This is a genomic window from Stenotrophomonas sp. STEN031 (genome assembly GCF_056759975.1).
This window is the reverse complement of the sequence record NZ_JBRREA010000028.1, coordinates 37,029-58,402: the sequence shown is the minus strand read 5'-3', so window position 1 is coordinate 58,402 and position 21,374 is coordinate 37,029. Positions and strand designations below refer to the sequence as shown.

Genomic DNA, 21,374 nt, shown 5'->3' with positions numbered 1-21,374 from the left:
GCATGGGGCATTCCCGGTAAGGCCCCTGCCGGGCATGGCTCGGCACTACAGGGGCTGCTTTCCCGGTAAAGCCTCTGCCGAGCATGGCTCGGCACTACAGGGGATGCTTTGCCGGTAAAGCCTCTGCCGAGCATGGCTCGGCACTACAGGGGATGCTTTGCCGGTAAGGCCTCTGCCGAGCGTGGCTCGGCACTACAGGTTCCGCTTTGTCGGTAACGCCCCTGCCGAGCATGGCTCGGCACTACAGGAGCGGCCTTCAGCCTTGCTTGCGGACGATGGCCATGGCGATTTCCAGCGACTGCTCGTAGTTCAGGCGCGGGTCCACACTGGAACGGTAGGCACGCTCCAGATCGCGCTCGGTGAGCTCACGCGCGCCACCAGTGCACTCGGTGACATCCTCGCCGGTCAGCTCCAGGTGCACGCCACCCAAGCGCGTACCGGCGGCGGCGTGCAGGTCGAAGGACATCTCCACCTCGCTGCGGATGTTGTCGAAACGACGGGTCTTGTAACCGTTGCTGGTGCTCTCGGTATTGCCATGCATCGCATCGCAGACCCACAACACGCGGCGGCCATCACGCTTGATCGCCTCCAGCAGGGGCGGCAGCTTGTCGGCAATCTGCGCTGCACCCATGCGATGGATGAAACTCAGCCGGCCCGGCTCGTCGTCCGGGTTCAGCACGTCGATCAAACGCAGCAGCTGATCCGGCTGTACCGAAGGCCCCACCTTGATCGCGATCGGGTTGCGCACGCCGCGCAGGTACTCCACGTGGGCGCCATCCAGCGCCGCGGTGCGCATGCCGATCCACGGATAGTGCGTGCTCAGGTTGAACCAGCCGCTCTGGCGCGGCACCTGCCGGGTCAGCGCCTGCTCGTAGGGCAGCAGCAAGGCCTCGTGCGAGGTGTAGAAGTCGACGCGGTTGAGGTTGTGCACCTGGGAGCCCGACAAGGTCTCCATGAAACGCACCGCATCACCGATCGAGGCCACCATCTCCTGGTACTCCTCGGCCAGTGGCGAGCAGCGCATCCACGCAAGGTTCCAGTATTCGGGATGATGCAGGTCGGCGAAGCCGCCATCGATCAGCGCCCGCACGAAGTTCATCGTCAGCGCCGAGCGCGAATGCGCGGTGATCATCCGCTGCGGGTCCGGCACGCGCGCAGCTTCGGTGAAGGCCGGCGCATTGATCACATCGCCGCGATAGCTCGGCAAGGTCACGCCGTCACGGGTTTCGGTATCGGCCGAACGCGGCTTGGCGTACTGGCCAGCAAAGCGCCCCACCCGGATCACCGGCGTGCGCAGGCCGTGCACCAGCACCAGGCTCATCTGCAGCAGCACCTTGAGCCGGTTGGAAATCGTCCCGGATTCGCAGTCGGCGAAGTTCTCCGCGCAGTCGCCGCCCTGCAGCAGGAATCGCTTGCCTTCCTGCGCCTCGGCCAGCTGCTGCTTGAGCGCGAAGATCTCCCAGGACGTCACCAGCGGCGGCAGCTGGCGCAGTTCGCCCAACGCCGCCTCCAACGCCTGCGGATCGGGATAGGTCGGCATCTGCAGCGCAGGCCTGCCTCGCCAGCTGTCCGGCGCCCAACTGCTGGCGGTGGCGACGGATGACGGGGAAGAGAAAGCGTTCATGCAGATACCAGTTGTCGAATTCAAAGAGTCAGATCAATCGTTTTTTACGGGTGCGCAGGCCGACGTACAGCGCCCAGCCGGCGAGCAGCACAAACCACACCAGGCTCCACATCGGCATGCTCAGGCCAAGGAAGGTCCAATCGATGTTGCCGCAGTCACCGGTGCCGGTCAGCACGGTACGGAACACCTCGAACGGCCCCATGGTCTCAGCCAGGAAGCTCAGCGGCGGGCCACAGCTGCTGCCCAGGTCCTTGGGTAGCAATTGCACGTAGACATGGCGCCCGGCAATGCCAGCGCCGACCAGCGCCGCCAGCAGCGTCAGCACGCCGTAACCGGCGCGTCCACCGCGGCTGGCAGGGCCGTGCATGGCACCAAACAGGAACAGCACGCCGACGGCGGCGAACGCGATGCGTTGGTAGATGCACAGCGGGCACGGCTCCAGCCCCATCTGGATCTGCATGTAGATCGCAAAGGCCAGCAAGCCGGCGCAGATCAGGAAGCCCAGCAGGCACTCCGCGCGGAAACTCCAACGCAAGGGGTTCATCGCATCATTCCGGAATAGACAATGCAGCAAGAGTAGCAGGCCGCCCGCGCGCGATCAGCAGTGATCGCAGCTGAAACCACCCAAACAGAAAGCCCGGCATTGGCCGGGCTTCTGTTGCATCCGTCGATGGATGGAAGTGCGCGATTACTCGGCGACTTCTTCCGCCAAGGCGGCCGGACGGTCCACCAGCTCGACGTAGGCCATCGGTGCATTGTCGCCAGCGCGGAAGCCGCACTTCAGCAGACGCAGGTAGCCACCCGGACGACCGGCGTAGCGCGGGCCCAGGATGGTGAACAGGTTGCCCACGGCTTCCTTGTCACGCAGGCGGGCGAAGGCCAGGCGGCGGTTGGCAACCGAATCAACCTTGGCCAGGGTGATCAGCGGCTCGGCAACGCGGCGCAGTTCCTTGGCCTTCGGCAGGGTGGTCTTGATCAGCTCGTGCTTGAACAGCGAGGCAGCCATGTTCTTGAACATTGCTTCGCGGTGGGCGCTGGTGCGGCTGAACTTACGGCCAGACTTCTGGTGACGCATGGTGATATTCCTTGATTAATGATGAGACGTTGGACTTCGTTGTCGCCATCCTGGCGCTGTAAGTGGACTGCGGATGGTCCTGGTCGCCCGTCCTGGACGACCGGCATCGCGGTCTTGATCAACCGTCGACGCGGGTACTGCTGAAACAATATTCCCCCGCATGGTCGCCCATGCGGGGGAACAGGTATTGCTATCAACCAAGCATGCCGTGAGCGGCGACACCGGCCGGCGGCCAGTTCTCCAGCTTCATGCCAAGCGACAGGCCACGCTGGGCCAGCACTTCCTTGATCTCGGTCAGCGACTTCTTGCCGAGGTTCGGGGTCTTGAGCAGCTCCACTTCGGTCTTCTGGATCAGATCACCGATGTAGTAGATGCTCTCGGCCTTCAGGCAGTTGGCCGAACGCACGGTCAGCTCCAGGTCGTCGATCGGGCGCAACAGCACCGGATCCACGCCGTTGTTGGCCGGCTTGGCTGCACCGCGGTCGCGGTGGGTGAAATCACCGAACACCGACAGCTGATCGCTGAGGATGTCGGCCGCGGTGCGGACAGCTTCCTCGGCGTCGATCGTGCCGTTGGTTTCGATATCAATGACCAGCTTGTCCAGATCGGTGCGCTGCTCGACGCGAGCGGCTTCCACCGCATAAGCGACGCGGCGGACCGGCGAGAACGAAGCGTCAAGCACCAGACGACCAATCGCACGCGATTCTTCATCCGGACGACGACGTGCGGCAGCCGGCTGGTAGCCGAAGCCACGCTCGACCTTCAGACGCATGTTGATCGCAGTGTCCTTGGTCAGGTTGCAGATCACATGGTCGCCGTTGATCACTTCGACGTTGTGGTCAACCTTGATGTCGGCAGCGGTGACAACACCCGGACCCTGCTTGGACAGGGAAACGGTGGCGCTGTCGCCGGTGTGCATACGGATCGCCACGTCCTTCAGGTTCAGCAGGACGTCAAGCACGTCTTCCTGCAGGCCTTCCAGAGTGGTGTACTCGTGCAGCACGCCGTCGATCTCGACTTCGGTAATGGCGAAGCCCGGGATGGACGACAGCAGCACGCGACGCAGGGCGTTGCCCAGCGTATGCCCGTAACCACGCTCCAAGGGTTCGATCACGACCTTGGCGCGGGTCTCGGTAAGGCGTTCGATCTGCGGACCGCGAGGACGCAGAACCTGGTTTGCGGTAACCGTCATGTTGCGGGTTCTCCTGCGAACCTCCGGTGCAACCCGGAGGTTCTCCATTGTGAATTACTTCGAATACAACTCGACGATCAGCGCTTCGTTGATATCCGCAGGCAGGTCCGCACGATCCGGAACGGCCTTGAAGACGCCGCTGAACTTCTTCGAATCGACTTCGACCCACGACGGGCTGAGGTCGTGCTGCTCGGCAACGACCAGGGCTTCCTGGACGCGCAGCTGCTTGGCAGCCTTCTCGGACAGTGCAATCGCGTCACCGGCCTTGATCTGGTACGAAGCCAGGTTGACCGACTTGCCATTGACCGTGACGCCGCGGTGCGAGACCAGCTGACGGGCAGCCGGACGGGTCACTGCGAAGCCCATGCGGTAGACGACGTTGTCCAGACGGGTTTCCAACAACTGCAGCAGGTTCTCGCCGGTGTTGCCCTTCTTGGTCGAGGCCTTCTTGTAGTAGTTGCGGAACTGACGCTCCAGCAGACCGTAGATACGCTTGACCTTCTGCTTTTCGCGCAGCTGGGTGGCGTAGTCGGACAGCTTGCCCTTGCGGGCAGTGGCGCCGTGCTGGCCGGGCTTCTGCTCCAGCTTGCACTTGGAATCCAACGCGCGGGCCGGGCTCTTCAGGGAGAGGTCGGCGCCTTCGCGGCGGGCGAGCTTACAGGTAGGACCGATATAACGAGCCATTTCTTATCGCTCCTTTAGACGCGACGCTTCTTCGGCGGACGGCACCCGTTGTGCGGGATTGGCGTCACGTCGATGATGTTGGTGATCTTGTAGCCGACGTTGTTCAACGAACGTACGGCCGACTCACGGCCCGGACCCGGACCCTTGATGCGGACTTCCAGCGACTTCAGGCCGTAATCCAGCGCAGCCTTGCCAGCCTTTTCGGCGGCAACCTGTGCGGCGAACGGAGTCGACTTACGCGAACCACGGAAGCCAGCGCCACCGGAGGTCGCCCAGGACAGTGCATTGCCCTGACGGTCGGTGATGGTCACGATGGTGTTGTTGAACGAAGCGTGGACGTGGGCAACGCCATCAGTGATGACGCGCTTGATCTTCTTCTTGGTTTTTGCAGCAGCGGGCTTAGCCATTATCTAGGTCCCTTACTTCTTCAGAGCCTTGCGCGGACCCTTACGGGTACGAGCATTGGTCTTGGTGCGCTGACCACGCAGCGGGAGACCACGACGGTGACGCAGGCCGCGATAGCAGCCCAGGTCCATCAGGCGCTTGATGGCAATGCCGATTTCGCGACGCAGATCGCCTTCAACGATGTACTTGCCCACTTCCAGGCGCAGACGATCGATTTCCGGCTCCGACAGGTCGCGGATCTTGGTGGTCGAAGCAACGCCTGCGACTTCGCAGACCTTCTTCGAACGGGTACGGCCGATGCCGTAAATGCTTTGCAACCCGACCCAGACGTGCTTCTGGGCTGGCAGGTTGACGCCTGCAATACGCGCCATGACGCGGTTCTCCAGCTGAGTGATGGCCGACTGCGCACCACGAGGCGCGCCAATCCGGCAGGATGGATCAAAAAAGTGAACTAGCGATACTAACAAGGTCTCGGTTTGCTTTGAAGTCGTGGAACGCAACGTTCCACAGACCCGGCGTGGGGAGTGTGCCCATGCTCCGGCGCCGGATGTGCCTGGCAAGGAGAGTGATCTCCGAGCCGCCCGCGCTACTCCCGCGCGGAACAACCACATCACACCCCCACCCGAAACCGCTGCAGGGGCCGCCCTTCTGTTTGGAAAGCCGCCCCGGGAACCGGAGCGGGTTTCTCGCTATGAAGCGGAAAGTATAACCGGTGAATCAGCCGCGTGCAAAACCGCCGCGGTTGCCGCCCTTCAGGTTGGCCTTCTTCAACAGGCTTTCGTACTGGTGCGACATCAGGTGTGCCTGCACCTGGGCGATGAAGTCCATCACCACCACCACCACGATCAGCAGCGAGGTGCCGCCGAAGTAGAAGGAGGCATTGAGCTGGGTGCGCATGATTTCCGGCAGCAGGCAGACGATCACCAGGTACAGCGAGCCGGCGGCGGTCAGGCGGGTCAGCACGGCATCGATGTACTCGGCCGTGGCCTTGCCCGGACGAATACCCGGGATCAGCGCGCCCGACTTCTTCAGGTTGTCGGCGGTTTCCTGCGAGTTGAACACCAGCGCGGTGTAGAAGAACGCAAAGCCGGTGATCAGCGCAGCGAACACGATCATGTGCAGCGGCTCGCCCGGGCCCAGTGCGTTGGCCACCTTCTGCAGCCAGGTAGCCGAGCTGGCCTGGCCGGACCACATTGCCAGCGTGGCCGGGAAAGCCAGGATGCTGGAGGCGAAGATCGCCGGGATCACACCTGCCATGTTCAGCTTCAGCGGCAGGAACGAGGTCTGGTTCATGTAGGCATTACGGCCCCCCTGGCGGCGGGCGTAATTGACGGTGATGCGGCGCTGGCCGCGCTCGACGAACACCACGAAGTAGGTGAAGGCCAGCACCACCAGCACGATGATCAGCAACGAAATGAAGCTCATGTTGCCGTCACGGTAAGCCTCGACGGTGTGGATCACGGCGGCCGGCAGGCCTGCCACGATGCCGGCGAAGATGATCAGCGACACACCGTTGCCGATGCCGCGCTCGGTCACCTGCTCACCCACCCACATCAGGAAGATGGTGCCTGCGGTCAACGCCACGATGGCGGTCAACACGAAGCCCATGCCCGGCGCATACACCACCGGTGCACCGCCCGGCGACACCTGGTTCTGCAGTGCCAGCGCGATACTACCGCCCTGCACTACCGCCAGGAGCACCGCGCCGATGCGCGAATACTGCGTGATCTTGCGACGGCCGGACTCACCTTCCTTCTGCATGGCCTTCAGGGCCGGGAAGATGTGCACCGCCAGCTGCATCACGATGGATGCCGAGATATACGGCATCACGTTCAACGCGAAGATGCTGAAACGGTGCAGAGCGCCGCCCGAGAACATGTTGAACATGTCCACGATACCGCCGCCCTGCGCCTGCATGAGCGCAAGCATGGCATCGGGATTGACGCCCGGCACCGGCACATAACAGCCGATGCGATAGACGAGCAATGCCCCAAGTACGAACAACAGGCGTTGGCGAAGTTCAGTGAACTTGCCCGCCCCTGCCGCGAGGTTACCGATGCCAGCTTGCGCCATGTTTCAGTTACTCCTGTACGCTGCCGCCGGCAGCTTCGATCGCGGCCTTGGCGCCAGCAGTGGCAGCAACACCCTTCAGGATGAACGCCTTGCTCAGCTCGCCCTTCAGGACGATCTTGACCTTCTTTGCAGCAGCCGGGATCAGCTTGGCTGCACGCAGTGCGGCCAGGTCGATCTCACCGGCTTCCAGGCGATCAAGGTGGTAGGACAGCACTTCTGCGGTGTCCTTGGCCTTGTGCGAGAAAAAGCCGATCTTCGGCAGACGACGCTGCATCGGGGTCTGGCCGCCTTCGAAGCCAGCCTTGATCTTGCCGCCACCCTTACGGGCGAACGAACCCTTGTGGCCGCGGCCGCAGGTCTTGCCCAGGCCGGAGCCGATACCACGACCGACGCGGGTACGCTCGGTACGGGCGCCCGGTGCCGGGCTCAGTTCATTGAGACGCATAGTCATGGTCGATTACTCCTCAACCTGGACGAGGTACTGAACCTTGTTGATCAGACCGCGAACCTGCGGGCTGTCCTTCAGTTCACGCACATCATTGAGCTTGTTCAGGCCCAGGGCACGCACCGACAGGCGGTGACGCGACTGGGTGCCACGCAGGCCGCGCACCAGGCGCACCTTCACGGTCTTGACGGTTTCATTAGCCATGGTTCAGATCCTCCACCTTCTTGCCGCGCTTGGCAGCAATACGGGCCGGGGACTGTGCACCGGCCAGACCCTTCAGGGTGGCGCGAACCAGATTGATCGGGTTACGCGAACCGGTGGCCTTGGCCAGAACGTTCTTCACGCCCACGGCTTCCAGCACGGCACGCATGGCACCGCCGGCGATGACGCCCGTACCTTCCGAAGCCGGCTGCATGAACACGCGAGCTGCGCCGTGACCATCCTTGATGGTGTGCCACAGGGTGCCGTTGTTCAGATCAACGCTGACCTGGTTCTTGCGAGCCTGCTCCATCGACTTCTGGATGGCGACCGGCACTTCGCGCGCCTTGCCATAACCGAAACCGACCTTGCCTTCGCCATCACCGACCACGGTCAGTGCGGTGAAGGTGAACTGGCGGCCGCCCTTGACGGTCTTGCTGACGCGGTTGACCGCAACCAGCTTTTCGATCATGCCGTCGTCGATTTTCTCTTCGCGGTTACGGTCGCGATCGCGACCCCGCTGCTGACGCTCTTCTGCCATTTCGATTCCTTGATTGATTGGGTATGTACGGCTCGAAGCCGCTTATGGTTGTGAAATGAAGCGTTGTTTCACCCAGCGCTGCATAAGAACGAAAGGCGCCCGGTACAAACCCGTACCGGCAGGCAGGCGGAAAGGGGCCAAAGGCCCCTTCCCTGTTTTGCTTAGAACTGCAGGCCGCCTTCGCGGGCAGCGTCAGCCAGAGCCTTGATGCGACCGTGGTAGCGGTAGCCCGAGCGGTCGAAAGCGACCTTCTCGATGCCGGCAGCCTTGGCGCGCTCTGCAATCATCTTGCCAACCTTGGCGGCGGCATCGATGTTCTTGCCGTTCTTCAGGCCTTCCTTCACTTCAGCCTGGGCAGTGTTGGCAGCAGCCAGCACCTTGGAGCCATCGGCGGTGAAGACCTGTGCGTACAGGTGCTGACCGGTGCGCAGCACCGACAGACGAGCCACGCCCAGGGTACGGATGTGCGAACGGGTCGACTTGGCGCGACGCAGACGGGCGATGTTCTTGTTCATGTTCTTTATCCTCGAAAGCTGAAAACCTAGGAATTAGGCCTTCTTGGCTTCCTTGCGAATGATGACTTCACCGGCGTACTTCACACCCTTGCCCTTGTAGGGCTCCGGCGGACGGTAGCCGCGGATCTTGGCGGCAACTTCACCGACGACCTGCTTGTCAGCGCCCTGCACCAGAATTTCGGTCTGGGTCGGGGTCGACAGGGTGATGCCTTCCGGCGCCACGAACACGACAGGGTGGGAGAAGCCCAGCGACAGGTTCAGGTCCTTGCCCTGCATGGCAGCGCGGTAACCCACGCCGACCAGCTCCAGCTTGCGCTCGAAGCCTTCGGACACGCCCTGCACCATGTTGGCCAGGATCGAACGCACGGTGCCGGTCAGCGCGTCGAAGGTGATGTCCTTCGGGCTCAGCGTGGCAACGCCGTTGTCGAGAGTGATTTCAACGCCAGCGGCCTTGTTCAGCGACAGGGCGCCCTTCGGGCCCTTCACGCTCACAACTTCCGGCTGGATGGTCAGTTCAACGCCCTTGGGCAGGTTGATCGGCTTCTTGGCTACGCGGGACATAGTGGACTCCTTCCCTTAAGCCACGAAGCACAGGACTTCGCCGCCGACGCCCAACTGGCGCGCCTGCGCATCAGTCATGATGCCCTTGGAGGTGGAAATGATGGCGACGCCCAGGCCGTTCAGGACCTTCGGCAGCTCGGACTTGCCACGGTACTGGCGCAGGCCCGAACGCGAGAAGCGCTTCAGGGTCGCGATGACCGGCTTGCCTTCGAAATACTTCAGGACGATTTCAAGCTCGGCCTTGTTGTTTTCGATGTTGTTGACGCGCAGGTCGGTGATGTAACCCTCGTCCTTCAGGACCTGGGCAATGGCCACCTTGACCTTGGACGACGGGGCTTTCACCGTCTGCTTGCCAACCGCGGCCGCATTCTTGATGCGGACCAGCAGGTCGGCGATGGGATCAGTCATGCTCATGTAGATACCTTTGAGTGCACCGATATCCGCTTTCGCGAAAATCTCGTGTTTTCCTGGGATGGGCCAGGGCCCTTGACGCACCTGCCGCCGTTTCGGGCAGGCAAGAAGCGGGATTATACGACAAAAAGTCCGACTTGCGTCGGACTCTTTGCTTTACCTTCAGGTTGCCCTTCCGGCGACCTGACCGGGCCTTGCGGCCCGGCCGGGTTGTTGCTTACCAGCTTGCCTTGCGCAGGCCCGGCACGTCGCCGCGCATGGTGGCTTCACGCAGCTTGTTGCGGCCCAGGCCGAACTTGCTGTAGACGCCACGCGGACGACCCGACAGTTCGCAACGGTTGCGGTGGCGGCTCGGCGACGAATCGCGCGGCAGCTTCGACAACTTGGTTGCAGCCTCGATCTTCTCTTCGTAGCTCGCGTCCAACGAGGACACGATCTTCTTCAGAGCAGCACGCTTGTCGGCGTACTTCAGAGCCAGCTTCTTCCGCTTGATGTCGCGGTTGACCATGGAGGTCTTTGCCATTTCTGTATCCTCGACGAATCAGTTACGGAACGGGAACTTGAACGCTGCAAGCAGCGCCTTGGCTTCCGCGTCGGTCTTGGCGGTGGTGGTGATGGCGATATCCATACCGCGGATCGCGTCGACGGCGTCGAAGTCGATTTCCGGGAAGATGATCTGTTCCTTCACACCCATGTTGTAGTTGCCACGACCGTCGAACGAACGACCCGACACGCCGCGGAAGTCACGCACGCGCGGCAGCGAGATGTTGATCAGGCGATCCAGGAACTCAAACATGGTGTCACGACGCAGCGTGACCTTGCAGCCGATCGGCCAACCATCACGGATCTTGAACGAAGCCACCGAGACGCGCGACTTGGTGACCACCGGCTTCTGGCCGGTGATCTTGGTCATGTCGGCAACGGCGTTCTCAAGAACCTTCTTGTTGGTCGCAGCTTCGCCCACACCCATGTTCAGGGTGACCTTGACCAGGCGCGGCACTTCCATCGGATTGGTGTAACCGAACTGCTTGGTCAGCGCCGGTACCACTTCTTCCTTGTAAAACTTTTCGAGACGTGAATTCATCAGGTCATTCCTCAGGCGTCGAGCGCCTCACCGCTGGAGCGGAACACACGCAGTTTGCGTCCATCCTCCAGCACCTTGAAGCCAACGCGCTCGCCCTTGCCCGAAGCCGGGTTCAGCACATTCACGTTGGAGATATGGATCGACGCTTCACGCTCGACCACGCCGCCGGCAACGCCTGCCTGCGGGTTCGGCTTGGTGTGGCGCTTGACGATGTTCACGTTGGCAACGACCACACGGTCGCCGTCGACGCGGACGACTTCGCCCTGCTTGCCCTTGTCCTTGCCGGTGTTGACGACAACCTGGTCGCCCTTCTTGATACGGTTAGCCATGACTATCTCCTGGCGCTCACAGAACTTCGGGAGCGAGCGAGACGATCTTCATGAACTTCTCCGAACGAAGTTCACGGGTCACCGGTCCGAAGATGCGGGTGCCGATCGGCTCTTGCTTGTTGTTGAGCAGGACCGCAGCGTTGCCGTCGAAACGGATCAGCGAGCCATCGGCGCGACGCACACCCTTGCGGGTACGCACCACGACGGCGTCATACACTTCACCCTTCTTGACTTTGCCGCGCGGAATTGCGTCCTTCACGGTGACCTTGATGATGTCGCCGATGTGGGCATAACGGCGCTTGGAACCACCCAGCACCTTGATGCACATCAGTTCCTTGGCACCGGAGTTGTCCGCAGCATCAAGGTAGCTCTGCATCTGAATCATGAGTCAGATCTCCTTATTCAGCTGCACGCGTGATGACTTCCACCACGCGCCAGTTCTTGGTCTTGGACATCGGAGCAATCTCGGTCACGCGCACGACATCGCCTTCGTTGCAGGCGTTGTCGGCGTCGTGTGCGTGCAGCTTGGTCGAGCGCTTGATGTACTTGCCGTACAACGGGTGCTTGACCTGGCGCTCCACCAACACGGTGACCGTCTTGTCCATCTTGTTGCTGACGACACGGCCTTCGACCGTGCGCAGCGTCTTCTTTTCAGTATTTTCGCTCATCGCAGCCATCCTTACTTCGTGCTGCCGATCAGGTGCTTGACGCGAGCAATCTCGCGACGCACCCGGCGGGTTTCGTGGGTCTTCGGCAGCTGGCCGGTGACCTGCTGCATACGGAGCGAGAACTGCTCCTTACGCAGGTCGGTCAGGTGGGCCTTGAGTTCGTCAGCCGACTTCTCGCGGAGTTGTTTGATGTCCATCAGCGCACCGTCCGGGTTACGAAAGTGGTGGTCACCGAGAGCTTGGCAGCTGCCAGGCGGAATGCCTCGCGTGCCACTTCCTCAGTCACGCCCTCGACTTCATAAATCATGCGGCCCGGCTGGATCTGAGCGACCCAGTATTCCACGCCACCCTTACCGGCACCCATACGGACTTCGATGGGCTTCTTGGTGATGGGCTTGTCGGGGAACACGCGGATCCACATCTTGCCACCGCGCTTGACGTAGCGGCTGATCGAGCGGCGGGCCGCTTCGATCTGGCGCGCGGTCAGCTGACCGTGGGCAGTAGCCTTCAGACCGTACTCGCCGAAGCTGACGGCGTTTGCGCTCCAGCTCAGGCCGTCATTGCGGCCCTTGAACATCTTGCGGTATTTGGTTCGCTTGGGTTGCAACATTGCCGTTACCTCGCTTCACGAGCCGGGCGCGACGGACGGTCACCGCGGTCGCCGCGATCGTTACGATCGTTGCGCGGGCTGTCGTCCTGCTTTTCCTGGCCAACCTGGGAGAAATCAAAGACTTCACCCTTGTAGATCCAGACCTTGATGCCGATGATGCCGTAGGTGGTGCTGGCTTCAGCGAAACCGTAGTCGATATCCGCACGCAGGGTGTGCAACGGCACGCGGCCTTCGCGGTACCACTCCGAACGGGCGATTTCAGCGCCGTTCAAGCGGCCGCCGACGTTGACCTTGATGCCCAGGGCACCCAGGCGCATCGCGTTGCCGACCGAGCGCTTCATGGCGCGGCGGAACATGATGCGGCGCTCCAGCTGCTGCGCGATCGACTCGGCAACCAGCTGTGCGTCCAACTCCGGCTTGCGCACTTCGGTGACGTTGATGTGCGCCGGGACGCCCATCAGTTCGCTCACTTCCTTACGCAGCTTTTCGATGTCCTCACCGCGCTTGCCGATCACCACGCCCGGACGGGCGGTGTGGATCGTCACGCGAGCCGTCTTTGCCGGACGCTCGATGAGGATCTTGGAGATGCCAGCCTGAGCAAGCTTCTTGCGCAGCATCTCACGTACTTTCAGGTCGGCTGCCAGGTAACCAGCGAACTCGGCCTTGTTGGCGTACCACTTGGAGTTCCAGTCCTTGGAAATACCGAGGCGGATACCAACCGGATGAACTTTATGACCCATGGTCTTTATCCTTTCCGCTTACTTGCCGGCGCCCACAACCACAGTGATGTGGCTGGTGCGCTTGAGGATGCGGGTACCGCGGCCTTTCGCCCGCGCCATGAAACGCTTCAGGGTCGGACCTTCATCAACCATGATGGTCTTGACCTTCAGCTCGTCGACGTCAGCGCCCTGGTTGTTTTCGGCGTTTGCAATAGCCGACTCCACCACCTTCTTGATCAGGTGGGCAGCCTTCTTGTCCGAAAACTTCAGCAGGTTGACCGCACGCTCGGCCGGCAGACCGCGCACCTGGTCAGCGACCAGACGAGCCTTCTGCGCAGAGATGCGCGCGGAGCGCAGGATTGCTTTCGCTTCCATTGTCATCTCTCCTTACTTGCCCGACTTCTTGTCGCCACCGTGACCCTTGAAGGTCCGGGTGACGGCAAATTCGCCGAGCTTGTGGCCGACCATGTTCTCGTTGACGAGCACAGGAACGTGGTTCTTGCCGTTATGAACGGCGATGGTGACGCCTACCATTTCCGGCAGGATCATCGAACGGCGCGACCAGGTTTTGATCGGCTTCTTGCTGCCCGCAGCGGCCTCCACCTTCTTGACGAGGTGGTGATCGACGAACGGGCCCTTCTTGAGTGAACGTGCCATGGTCGATTAGCCCCTACGATCGCGGACGATGAACTGCTGAGTGCGCTTGTTATGGCGCGTCTTGTAACCCTTGGTCGGAACGCCCCACGGGGTGACCGGGTGCGGATTACCCTGACCGGCCTTGGCTTCACCACCACCGTGCGGGTGATCCACCGGGTTCATGGCGGCACCGCGGACGGTCGGCTTGACGCCGCGCCAGCGCTTGGCACCAGCCTTGCCCAGCTTTTCCAGGTTGTGCTCATCGTTACCGACTTCACCGATGGTGGCGCGGCATTCGACCGGCACCTTACGCATTTCACCCGAGCGCAGGCGCAGGGTGGCGTAGATGCCTTCACGAGCGACCAGCTGCACGCCTGCACCAGCAGCACGGGCGATCTGGGCGCCCTTGCCCGGCTTCAGCTCGATCCCGTGGACGGTGGTACCGACCGGGATGTTGCGCAGCGGCAGGGTGTTGCCGGTCTTGATCGGGGCGTGAGCGCCCGAGATGACCTGGTCACCTGCCTTCAGGCCCTTCGGGGCGATGATGTAGCGACGCTCGCCGTCGACATAGCACAGCAGGGCGATATGGGCAGTGCGGTTCGGATCGTATTCGATACGTTCCACGCGTGCCGGAATGCCTTCCTTGTTGCGCTTGAAGTCGATCAGACGGTAGTGCTGCTTGTGACCACCACCCACGTGACGGGTAGTGATGCGACCGTGGTGGTTACGACCACCGGACTTGCTCTGCGGCTCCAGCAACGCTGCGTGCGGTGCGCCCTTGTGCAGATCGGGCGTGACCACGCGCACGGCCGAACGACGGCCTGCGGAGGTGGGCTTGAATTTCATCAATGGCATGGGATGTACCTCAGGCCTTGGCCGTTACATCGATGGACTGGCCATCGGCGAGACGCACATACGCCTTGCGCCAATCGCCGCGGCGGCCTGCGCGGTTACGGAAGGACTTGTTCTTGCCCTTCACGTTCAGCACGTTGACCGACTCGACCTTGACGTCGAACAGCTGCTCAACCGCGGCCTTTACATCGGCCTTGGTGGCTTCGTTCGAAACTTCGAAGACGTATTGGTTGGAGATTTCCTGCAGGCGCGCGGTCTTTTCAGAGACTCGCGGTGCACGCAGCACGCTGAAGATTTTTTCGTTGGCGCTCATGCCAGCCACTCCTCGACCTTCTTGACCGCATCAGCGGTGATGACGACCGTGTCGGCACCGACCAGAGCGACCGGGTCCAGGCCCTGCACGTCACGCACCTGCACATACGGCAGATTGCGAGCGGACAGGTACAGGTGCTCGGAAGCCTCTTCGGTGACGATCAGCGGGCGCTTGCCCACTTCCAGGCCAGCCAGCTTGGTGATCAGAGCCTTGGTGCTGGTCGCGTCGACGTCGAACGCCTCAACGATGGTCAGGCGGCCCTGGCGGTTCAGCTCGGACAGGATGGCGCACATGGCGGCGCGATACTGCTTGCGGTTGACCTTCTGTTCGAAGCTACGCGGCTTGGCCGCGAAGGTGACGCCACCGCCGACGAAGATCGGAGCAGTCAGGGCACCGTGACGAGCGCCACCACCCTTCTGCTTCTTCGACTTCTTGGTGGTACCAGCCACTTCAGAACGCGTCTTCTGTGCCTTGGTGCCCGAACGTGCGGCATTGCGGTAGGCAACGACGACCTGGTGAACCAGATCTTCGCTGAAATCGCGACCGAACACGGCGTCGGAGACCGAGACCTTGTTGTTGCTACCCGTGATAACGAGTTCCATCGTCATCTCTCCTTATGCCTTGCTAGCCGGACGCACGATCACGTCACCACCGGCTGCGCCAGGCACGGCGCCGCGGATGGCAATCAGACCACGCTCGACGTCGACCTTGACCACTTCCAGGTTCTGCGTGCTCTGCTGCACAGCACCCATGTGGCCGGACATCTTCTTGCCCGGGAAAACGCGACCCGGGGTCTGGCGCTGACCCAGCGAACCCGGCGCGCGATGCGACAGCGAGTTACCGTGGGTTGCATCGCCCATACGGAAGTTGTGGCGCTTGATGGTGCCCTGGAAGCCCTTACCCTTGGTGACGCCCTGGACGTCAACCGTCTGGCCGACTTCAAAGATGTCTGCCTTGATTTCGCCACCGATGGCGAAATCGCCGATCTGTGCGTCTTCAACGCGGAATTCCCACAGGCCACGACCGGCTTCAACCTTCGCCTTGGCGAAGTGACCGGCTTCCGGCTTGTTGACCAGCGCAGCGCGACGGGCGCCGACGGTCACCTGCACGGCGCTGTAGCCGTCGGTTTCGACGGTCTTGATCTGCGCGATGCGGTTCGGGGTTGCTTCAATCAGGGTCACCGGGATGGACTGGCCATCTTCAGTGAAAACGCGGCTCATGCCAGCCTTGCGGCCCACGAAGCCCAACGAATATTTCTTCGTCATGGTCGTAGTCCTCAGGTCAACTTGATCTGAACGTCGACGCCGGCAGCCAGTTCGAGCTTCATCAGCGCGTCCACGGTCTTGTCGTTGGGGTCGACGATGTCGAGCACGCGCTTGTGCGTGCGGGTCTCGTACTGGTCACGCGCGTCCTTGTCGACGTGCGGGGAGACGAGGATGGTGTAACGCTCGATCTTGGTCGGCAGGGGGATCGGGCCACGCACTTGCGCGCCGGTCCGCTTTGCCGTTTCAACGATCTCGCTGGCCGAACGGTCGATCAAACGATGATCAAACGCCTTCAACCGAATTCGGATCTTTTGGTCCGCCATGACGGTGTTCCTATAGGTCTAAAGAGCGACAGGTTCGGCCCCTGAGTGTGCCGAACCCCATGAAAACGACGTTTAGCGCCGAAGCACTGCCCGTCGCGCGAATCCTTTCATAACAGCAGGGCGGCCCGGTTTCCCGGCCCGCCCCAGACATGTTCAAACGCACAAAAAACACCCCGTTCAACGGAGTGCCTCCCATGCGACCTGTCCTTGTCTGGCGAATACGAGGTGCGTCCTGCCCCTCTTTTCGCTGGTTGCGGAATTCCCGTAAACGGGCACTTCCGCGAGTGGTCGTGCATTCTGTCAGTATTCTTTTCCTATTGCAACTCACCCCTCTGCCGAGGTATGGGGTGCTTCAGCTGGCAGCCGGATTTACGGGGTTTCGCGCGTATATGCGGGTTTTGACCCTGGCAACTGCGTGGCCGATCTGCGCGGATGCTAATGTCCCGGCCAACTGCAGGATGAATGGCCAGAGGCAGGGGCGGCAGTGAGAACGCCGGGTAACAGGTGTAACGGCACCGCGTCGAGCGCCCTACCCCGCCCAGGCCCGACACTTGCGCCGGCCGGAACCAGGCAAACCCTGAACAGGCCCGGATGCGAATACGTCAGCCCTGCCACTTCCCCCAGGGAGCAGCATTATCCATGCGGGCGAAGCGGAAGTAACAATTCATCCGGGCTGCAGCCTCACCCTATTCAGACTGTCCGGACTTTCGCGAAAAGCTGCCCTCACCCCAACCCCTCTCCCGTAAACGGGAGAGGGGCTCGGAATGCGTCGGTCGCTGGCGGACTGCGGGCTGGCGGAGCGCTAGCCCCTCTCCCGTAAACCGGGAGAGGGGCTCGGAATGCGTCGGTCGCTGGCGGACTGTGCGCTGGCGAAGCGCTAGCCCCTCTCCCGTTTACGGGAGAGGGGCTCGGAATGCGTCGGTCGCTGGCAGACGGCGGGCTGGCGGAGTGCTAGCCCCTCCCCCGTTTACGGGAGAGGGGCTCGGAATGCGTCGGTCACTGGCAGACTGCGGGCTGGCGGAGCGCTAGCCCCTCTCCCGTTTACGGGAGAGGGGTTGGGGTGAGGGGAAGCCTTTGACTTTTGATCTTCAGCTTCTTGGCCCCTGGTTTCTGGTTTCTGGCTTGTTTAGCCGATTGAAGCCTTGGGCCGCCACAGCCCATGAGCCTTGAAGCTTTTGGCACCGAAACCTCCCAGCCCCTGAAACGCCAGACCCCTCACACCAGAAGCGCCAAACACACGTGCCGCACGAGCCCCCTGCCCCGTCCCACACCCGCTCACCCGACAGTCAAAAAAAGGGCGGCCCGGAGGCCGCCCTTCTTCAACACCTTGCTTCGCGAGGAAGCGCAGCGTTATCAGGCAATGATCTTTGCAACCACGCCGGCGCCGACGGTACGGCCGCCTTCGCGGATAGCGAAGCGCAGACCTTCGTCCATTGCCACCGGGTTGATCAGGGTGACAACCATCTTCACGTTGTCGCCCGGCATCACCATCTCGACGCCTTCCGGCAGCTCAACCGCACCGGTGATGTCGGTGGTACGGAAGTAGAACTGCGGACGGTAGCCCTTGAAGAACGGGGTGTGACGGCCGCCTTCGTCCTTCGACAGAACGTAGACTTCGGCTTCGAACTGGGTGTGCGGCTTGATCGAACCCGGCTTGGCCAGAACCTGGCCACGCTCGACGTCGTCACGCTTGGTGCCGCGCAGCAGCAGACCGGCGTTGTCACCTGCCTGACCCTGGTCCAGCAGCTTGCGGAACATTTCCACGCCGGTGACGGTGGTCTTCTGGACCGGACGGATACCGACGATTTCGATTTCTTCGCCGACCTTGATCACGCCGCGCTCGATACGACCGGTCACCACGGTGCCGCGGCCCGAGATCGAGAACACGTCTTCCACCGGCATCAGGAACGGCTTGTCGACGTCACGCTCCGGGGTCGGGATCCAGCTGTCCAGTGCATCGACCAGCTTCAGGATGGCCGGCACGCCGATGTCGCTCTGGTCGCCTTCCAGCGCCATACGAGCCGAACCGTGCACGATCGGGGTGTCGTCGCCCGGGAAGTCGTACTTGGAGAGCAGCTCGCGCACTTCCATTTCGACCAGTTCCAGCAGCTCGGCATCGTCAACCATGTCAGCCTTGTTCAGGAACACGACGATGTACGGCACGCCGACCTGACGCGACAGCAGGATGTGCTCGCGGGTCTGCGGCATCGGGCCGTCAGCGGCCGAGCAGACCAGGATCGCGCCGTCCATCTGGGCGGCACCGGTGATCATGTTCTTGACGTAGTCAGCATGGCCCGGGCAATCCACGTGGGCGTAGTGACGGGTCTCGGATTCGTACTCAACGTGCGCGGTCGAGATCGTGATACCACGTGCCTTTTCTTCCGGCGCGGCGTCGATCGAGGAGTAATCCTTGAACTCGCCACCGAAGCGCTCTGCACCGATCTTGGTCAGTGCAGCGGTCAGCGTGGTCTTGCCATGATCGACGTGGCCGATGGTGCCGACGTTGACGTGCGGCTTGGTACGTTCGAACTTACCCTTGGACATGTGTAATTCCTTGATTAGCTAAAACTTGGAGGGAGAGGCTGAGTCTAAGACTCAGCCCTTCTTGATGACGGTTTCGGCGATGTTGTTCGGCGCCGGCTCGTAGTGGTCGAATTCCATCGTGAAGGTTGCGCGACCCTGGGTCTGCGAACGCAGCGCAGTGGCGTAACCAAACATTTCGCCCAGCGGGATCATCGCGTTGATGATGCTGGCCGAGCCATCACCGGTGGTGCCCGAACCCTGCAGCACGCCACGACGACGGCTGACGTCGCCCATCACGTCACCCTGGTAGTCTTCCGGGGTCACGATCTCGACCTTCATGATCGGCTCCAGCAGCACCGGCTTGGCCTTGGCGAAGCCCTGCTTGAAGGCCATCGACGAAGCCAGCTTGAACGCCATTTCCGACGAGTCAACGTCATGGTACGAGCCGAACACCAGCTTGACCTTGACGTCCACCACCGGGAAGCCAGCCAGCGGACCGCTGGTGATGGTTTCGCGCAGGCCCTTTTCCACGGAAGGAATGAATTCCTTCGGGATCACGCCGCCGGTGATGTCGTTGATGAACAGGAAGTCGTCCTTGATGGCAGCAGCCAGCTTCGGATCGGCACGGTCTTCAGCGGTGATCGGCGACAGCTCGATCACGACGTGACCGTACTGACCCTTACCACCGGACTGCTTGGCGTGCTTGTAATCCGACTTGACGTCAGCAGCCTGGATGGTTTCGCGGTAGGCCACCTGCGGCTTGCCGACGTTGGCTTCAACGTTGAACTCGCGCTTCAGGCGGTCGACGATGATGTCCAGGTGCAGCTCGCCCATGCCGGAGATGATGGTCTGGCCGGATTCTTCGTCGGTCTTGACGCGGAACGACGGATCTTCCTGTGCCAGACGACCCAGCGCCAGACCCATCTTTTCCTGGTCCGACTTGGTCTTCGGCTCGACGGCCATCGAGATCACCGGCTCCGGGAACACCATGCGCTCAAGCACGATCGGTGCATCGATCGAGCACAGGGTGTCACCGGTGGTGGTGTCCTTCAGGCCCACGGCAGCAGCGATGTCACCGGCCAGAACTTCCTTGATTTCCTCGCGGTTGTTCGAGTGCATCTGCAGGATGCGGCCGATGCGCTCCTTCTTGTTCTTCACCGAGTTCAGCACGGTGTCGCCACCGTTCAGCACGCCGGAGTAGACGCGGAAGAAGGTCAGCGCGCCGACGAACGGGTCGGTGATGATCTTGAACGCCAGCGACGAGAACGGCGCCTTGTCGTCCGACTTGCGGGTCATCTCGATGGAGTCGTCGTCAACGTCGGTGCCCTTCACGTCAGGCACGTCGACCGGCGACGGCAGCAGCTGGATCACGCCGTCCAGCATGGCCTGCACGCCCTTGTTCTTGAACGCCGAGCCACAGAACATCGGCACGATCTCAACGGCCAGCGTACGGGTACGCAGGGCCTGGATGATTTCGGCCTCGCCCAGCTCTTCGCCGCCCAGGTACTTTTCCATCAGCTCTTCGCTGGCTTCAGCCGCGGTCTCGATCATGAAGGTGCGGGCTTCTTCAGCCGCTGCCTGCATGTCAGCCGGGATATCGCCGTACTCGAACTTCATGCCCTGCGAAGCCTCATCCCAATGGATGGCCTTCATCTTGAGCAGGTCGACCACGCCCTTGAAGCCTTCTTCAGCGCCGATCGGCAGCTGCATCGGCACGGCGACGGCGCCGAGCTTGGCCTTCAGCTGGTCACGGACCTTCAGGAAGTTGGCACCGGTACGGTCCATCTTGTTGACGAACGCGATGCGCGGCACCTGGTACTTGTTGGCCTGGCGCCACACGGTCTCGGACTGCGGCTGCACGCCACCAACGGCGCACAGCACGAACACCGCGCCGTCGAGCACGCGCAGGGAGCGTTCGACTTCGATGGTGAAGTCAACGTGCCCGGGGGTGTCGATGATGTTGAAACGGTGCTCCGGCAGGGACTTGTCCATGCCCTTCCAGAACGCGGTGGTAGCAGCGGACTGGATCGTGATGCCACGTTCCTGCTCCTGCTCCATCCAGTCCATGGTGGCGGCGCCATCATGCACTTCACCGAGCTTGTGGCTCTTGCCGGTGTAGAACAGGATGCGCTCGGACGTGGTGGTCTTGCCGGCATCGATGTGGGCCATGATGCCGAAGTTACGGTAACGCTCGATAGGAGTGGTGCGGGCCACGGGAGCCTCTCAATTTCTTGGAATTCGGATGGCCGAACGCCGCCTTGCGGCGGCCTTCGGATTTAAGCAGCGCTCAAAGCGCTACAAGCAGCACCACATGGGTGCCAGGGGCCC

The 21,374-nt window shown here is 61.9% G+C and carries 31 protein-coding genes; all 31 read right to left on the bottom strand.

Annotated elements, in window-relative coordinates; all coding sequences use genetic code 11:
• Positions 1-256 precede the first annotated feature (256 nt).
• Positions 257-1,624 carry a class II 3-deoxy-7-phosphoheptulonate synthase gene (locus ACVOLQ_RS13635; protein ID WP_481528362.1) on the bottom strand — a complete coding sequence of 456 codons (1,368 nt, stop codon included), beginning with the start codon at positions 1,622-1,624 and terminating at the stop codon, positions 257-259.
• Positions 1,625-1,652: 28 nt separating this feature from the next.
• Positions 1,653-2,168, bottom strand: coding sequence for a disulfide bond formation protein B (locus tag ACVOLQ_RS13630; protein ID WP_481528361.1), 516 nt, complete (start codon positions 2,166-2,168; stop codon positions 1,653-1,655).
• Positions 2,169-2,312: 144 nt separating this feature from the next.
• Positions 2,313-2,699, bottom strand: a complete 387-nt coding sequence (gene rplQ / locus ACVOLQ_RS13625; RefSeq protein ID WP_481528360.1) for a 50S ribosomal protein L17 — start codon at positions 2,697-2,699, stop codon at positions 2,313-2,315.
• Between the two features lie 193 nt (positions 2,700-2,892).
• Positions 2,893-3,891 carry a DNA-directed RNA polymerase subunit alpha gene (locus tag ACVOLQ_RS13620; RefSeq protein ID WP_062169013.1) on the bottom strand — a complete coding sequence of 333 codons (999 nt, stop codon included), beginning with the start codon at positions 3,889-3,891 and terminating at the stop codon, positions 2,893-2,895.
• A gap of 54 nt (positions 3,892-3,945) precedes the next feature.
• A complete protein-coding gene (gene rpsD / locus ACVOLQ_RS13615; protein ID WP_057629607.1) occupies positions 3,946-4,575 on the bottom strand; it encodes a 30S ribosomal protein S4 in 630 nt (209 codons plus the stop codon).
• Positions 4,576-4,589: 14 nt separating this feature from the next.
• Positions 4,590-4,982, bottom strand: a complete 393-nt coding sequence (gene rpsK / locus ACVOLQ_RS13610; protein WP_057629606.1) for a 30S ribosomal protein S11 — start codon at positions 4,980-4,982, stop codon at positions 4,590-4,592.
• A 12-nt stretch (positions 4,983-4,994) separates the two neighbouring features.
• On the bottom strand, positions 4,995-5,351 hold the full coding sequence (gene rpsM / locus ACVOLQ_RS13605) for a 30S ribosomal protein S13 (protein WP_057629605.1): 357 nt from the start codon (positions 5,349-5,351) through the stop codon (positions 4,995-4,997).
• Between the two features lie 346 nt (positions 5,352-5,697).
• Complete coding sequence (secY, locus tag ACVOLQ_RS13600) at positions 5,698-7,053, bottom strand: preprotein translocase subunit SecY (protein WP_313494611.1); 1,356 nt, start codon at positions 7,051-7,053, stop codon at positions 5,698-5,700.
• A 7-nt stretch (positions 7,054-7,060) separates the two neighbouring features.
• Positions 7,061-7,504, bottom strand: a complete 444-nt coding sequence (gene rplO / locus ACVOLQ_RS13595) for a 50S ribosomal protein L15 (RefSeq protein ID WP_481528359.1) — start codon at positions 7,502-7,504, stop codon at positions 7,061-7,063.
• Positions 7,505-7,510: 6 nt separating this feature from the next.
• A complete protein-coding gene (rpmD, locus tag ACVOLQ_RS13590) occupies positions 7,511-7,702 on the bottom strand; it encodes a 50S ribosomal protein L30 (RefSeq protein WP_062169020.1) in 192 nt (63 codons plus the stop codon).
• Positions 7,695-8,237 (bottom strand): 30S ribosomal protein S5, encoded by a 543-nt coding sequence (gene rpsE, locus ACVOLQ_RS13585; RefSeq protein ID WP_481528358.1) that lies wholly within the window; start codon positions 8,235-8,237, stop codon positions 7,695-7,697. Before rpsE ends, rpmD begins: the two co-directional genes overlap by 8 nt.
• Positions 8,238-8,398: 161 nt before the next feature.
• On the bottom strand, positions 8,399-8,752 hold the full coding sequence (gene rplR / locus ACVOLQ_RS13580) for a 50S ribosomal protein L18 (RefSeq protein WP_481528357.1): 354 nt from the start codon (positions 8,750-8,752) through the stop codon (positions 8,399-8,401).
• 33 nt (positions 8,753-8,785) lie between these two features.
• Positions 8,786-9,313, bottom strand: a complete 528-nt coding sequence (gene rplF, locus ACVOLQ_RS13575; RefSeq protein ID WP_481528356.1) for a 50S ribosomal protein L6 — start codon at positions 9,311-9,313, stop codon at positions 8,786-8,788.
• Between the two features lie 15 nt (positions 9,314-9,328).
• Positions 9,329-9,727, bottom strand: coding sequence for a 30S ribosomal protein S8 (gene rpsH / locus ACVOLQ_RS13570; RefSeq protein ID WP_481528355.1), 399 nt, complete (start codon positions 9,725-9,727; stop codon positions 9,329-9,331).
• A gap of 214 nt (positions 9,728-9,941) precedes the next feature.
• On the bottom strand, positions 9,942-10,247 hold the full coding sequence (rpsN, locus tag ACVOLQ_RS13565; RefSeq protein WP_481528354.1) for a 30S ribosomal protein S14: 306 nt from the start codon (positions 10,245-10,247) through the stop codon (positions 9,942-9,944).
• Positions 10,248-10,265: 18 nt separating this feature from the next.
• Positions 10,266-10,808, bottom strand: a complete 543-nt coding sequence (rplE, locus tag ACVOLQ_RS13560; protein WP_062169033.1) for a 50S ribosomal protein L5 — start codon at positions 10,806-10,808, stop codon at positions 10,266-10,268.
• 11 nt (positions 10,809-10,819) lie between these two features.
• On the bottom strand, positions 10,820-11,137 hold the full coding sequence (rplX, locus tag ACVOLQ_RS13555; protein ID WP_053519745.1) for a 50S ribosomal protein L24: 318 nt from the start codon (positions 11,135-11,137) through the stop codon (positions 10,820-10,822).
• Positions 11,138-11,153: 16 nt separating this feature from the next.
• Positions 11,154-11,522 carry a 50S ribosomal protein L14 gene (gene rplN / locus ACVOLQ_RS13550; RefSeq protein ID WP_019186153.1) on the bottom strand — a complete coding sequence of 123 codons (369 nt, stop codon included), beginning with the start codon at positions 11,520-11,522 and terminating at the stop codon, positions 11,154-11,156.
• Between the two features lie 13 nt (positions 11,523-11,535).
• Positions 11,536-11,805 carry a 30S ribosomal protein S17 gene (gene rpsQ, locus ACVOLQ_RS13545; RefSeq protein WP_303749032.1) on the bottom strand — a complete coding sequence of 90 codons (270 nt, stop codon included), beginning with the start codon at positions 11,803-11,805 and terminating at the stop codon, positions 11,536-11,538.
• Positions 11,806-11,816: 11 nt separating this feature from the next.
• The gene (gene rpmC, locus ACVOLQ_RS13540) at positions 11,817-12,002 is read right to left on the bottom strand and encodes a 50S ribosomal protein L29 (RefSeq protein ID WP_054657204.1); all 186 of its coding nucleotides are present in this window, start codon (positions 12,000-12,002) and stop codon (positions 11,817-11,819) included.
• On the bottom strand, positions 12,002-12,415 hold the full coding sequence (rplP, locus tag ACVOLQ_RS13535) for a 50S ribosomal protein L16 (RefSeq protein WP_057629593.1): 414 nt from the start codon (positions 12,413-12,415) through the stop codon (positions 12,002-12,004). The genes rpmC and rplP overlap by 1 nt, the downstream gene beginning before the upstream one ends.
• A gap of 5 nt (positions 12,416-12,420) precedes the next feature.
• Complete coding sequence (gene rpsC, locus ACVOLQ_RS13530; RefSeq protein WP_481509900.1) at positions 12,421-13,155, bottom strand: 30S ribosomal protein S3; 735 nt, start codon at positions 13,153-13,155, stop codon at positions 12,421-12,423.
• 18 nt (positions 13,156-13,173) lie between these two features.
• A complete protein-coding gene (gene rplV, locus ACVOLQ_RS13525) occupies positions 13,174-13,509 on the bottom strand; it encodes a 50S ribosomal protein L22 (RefSeq protein WP_054657198.1) in 336 nt (111 codons plus the stop codon).
• A gap of 12 nt (positions 13,510-13,521) precedes the next feature.
• Positions 13,522-13,791: a 30S ribosomal protein S19 gene (rpsS, locus tag ACVOLQ_RS13520; RefSeq protein WP_057629591.1), complete on the bottom strand. Its 270-nt coding sequence runs from the start codon at positions 13,789-13,791 to the stop codon at positions 13,522-13,524.
• 6 nt (positions 13,792-13,797) lie between these two features.
• Complete coding sequence (gene rplB, locus ACVOLQ_RS13515; protein ID WP_132862501.1) at positions 13,798-14,625, bottom strand: 50S ribosomal protein L2; 828 nt, start codon at positions 14,623-14,625, stop codon at positions 13,798-13,800.
• 10 nt (positions 14,626-14,635) lie between these two features.
• The gene (rplW, locus tag ACVOLQ_RS13510) at positions 14,636-14,935 is read right to left on the bottom strand and encodes a 50S ribosomal protein L23 (protein WP_057629589.1); all 300 of its coding nucleotides are present in this window, start codon (positions 14,933-14,935) and stop codon (positions 14,636-14,638) included.
• Positions 14,932-15,537, bottom strand: a complete 606-nt coding sequence (rplD, locus tag ACVOLQ_RS13505) for a 50S ribosomal protein L4 (protein WP_481528353.1) — start codon at positions 15,535-15,537, stop codon at positions 14,932-14,934. Before rplD ends, rplW begins: the two co-directional genes overlap by 4 nt.
• A 12-nt stretch (positions 15,538-15,549) precedes the next feature.
• Positions 15,550-16,200, bottom strand: coding sequence for a 50S ribosomal protein L3 (gene rplC, locus ACVOLQ_RS13500; RefSeq protein ID WP_481528352.1), 651 nt, complete (start codon positions 16,198-16,200; stop codon positions 15,550-15,552).
• An 11-nt stretch (positions 16,201-16,211) separates the two neighbouring features.
• Complete coding sequence (gene rpsJ, locus ACVOLQ_RS13495; protein WP_010341589.1) at positions 16,212-16,523, bottom strand: 30S ribosomal protein S10; 312 nt, start codon at positions 16,521-16,523, stop codon at positions 16,212-16,214.
• Positions 16,524-17,876: 1,353 nt separating this feature from the next.
• On the bottom strand, positions 17,877-19,067 hold the full coding sequence (gene tuf / locus ACVOLQ_RS13490) for an elongation factor Tu (protein ID WP_313174233.1): 1,191 nt from the start codon (positions 19,065-19,067) through the stop codon (positions 17,877-17,879).
• 51 nt (positions 19,068-19,118) lie between these two features.
• Entirely contained in the window at positions 19,119-21,260 is a 2,142-nt protein-coding gene (gene fusA / locus ACVOLQ_RS13485; RefSeq protein ID WP_481528351.1) for an elongation factor G, read from the bottom strand.
• Between the last annotated feature and the right edge of the window lie 114 nt (positions 21,261-21,374).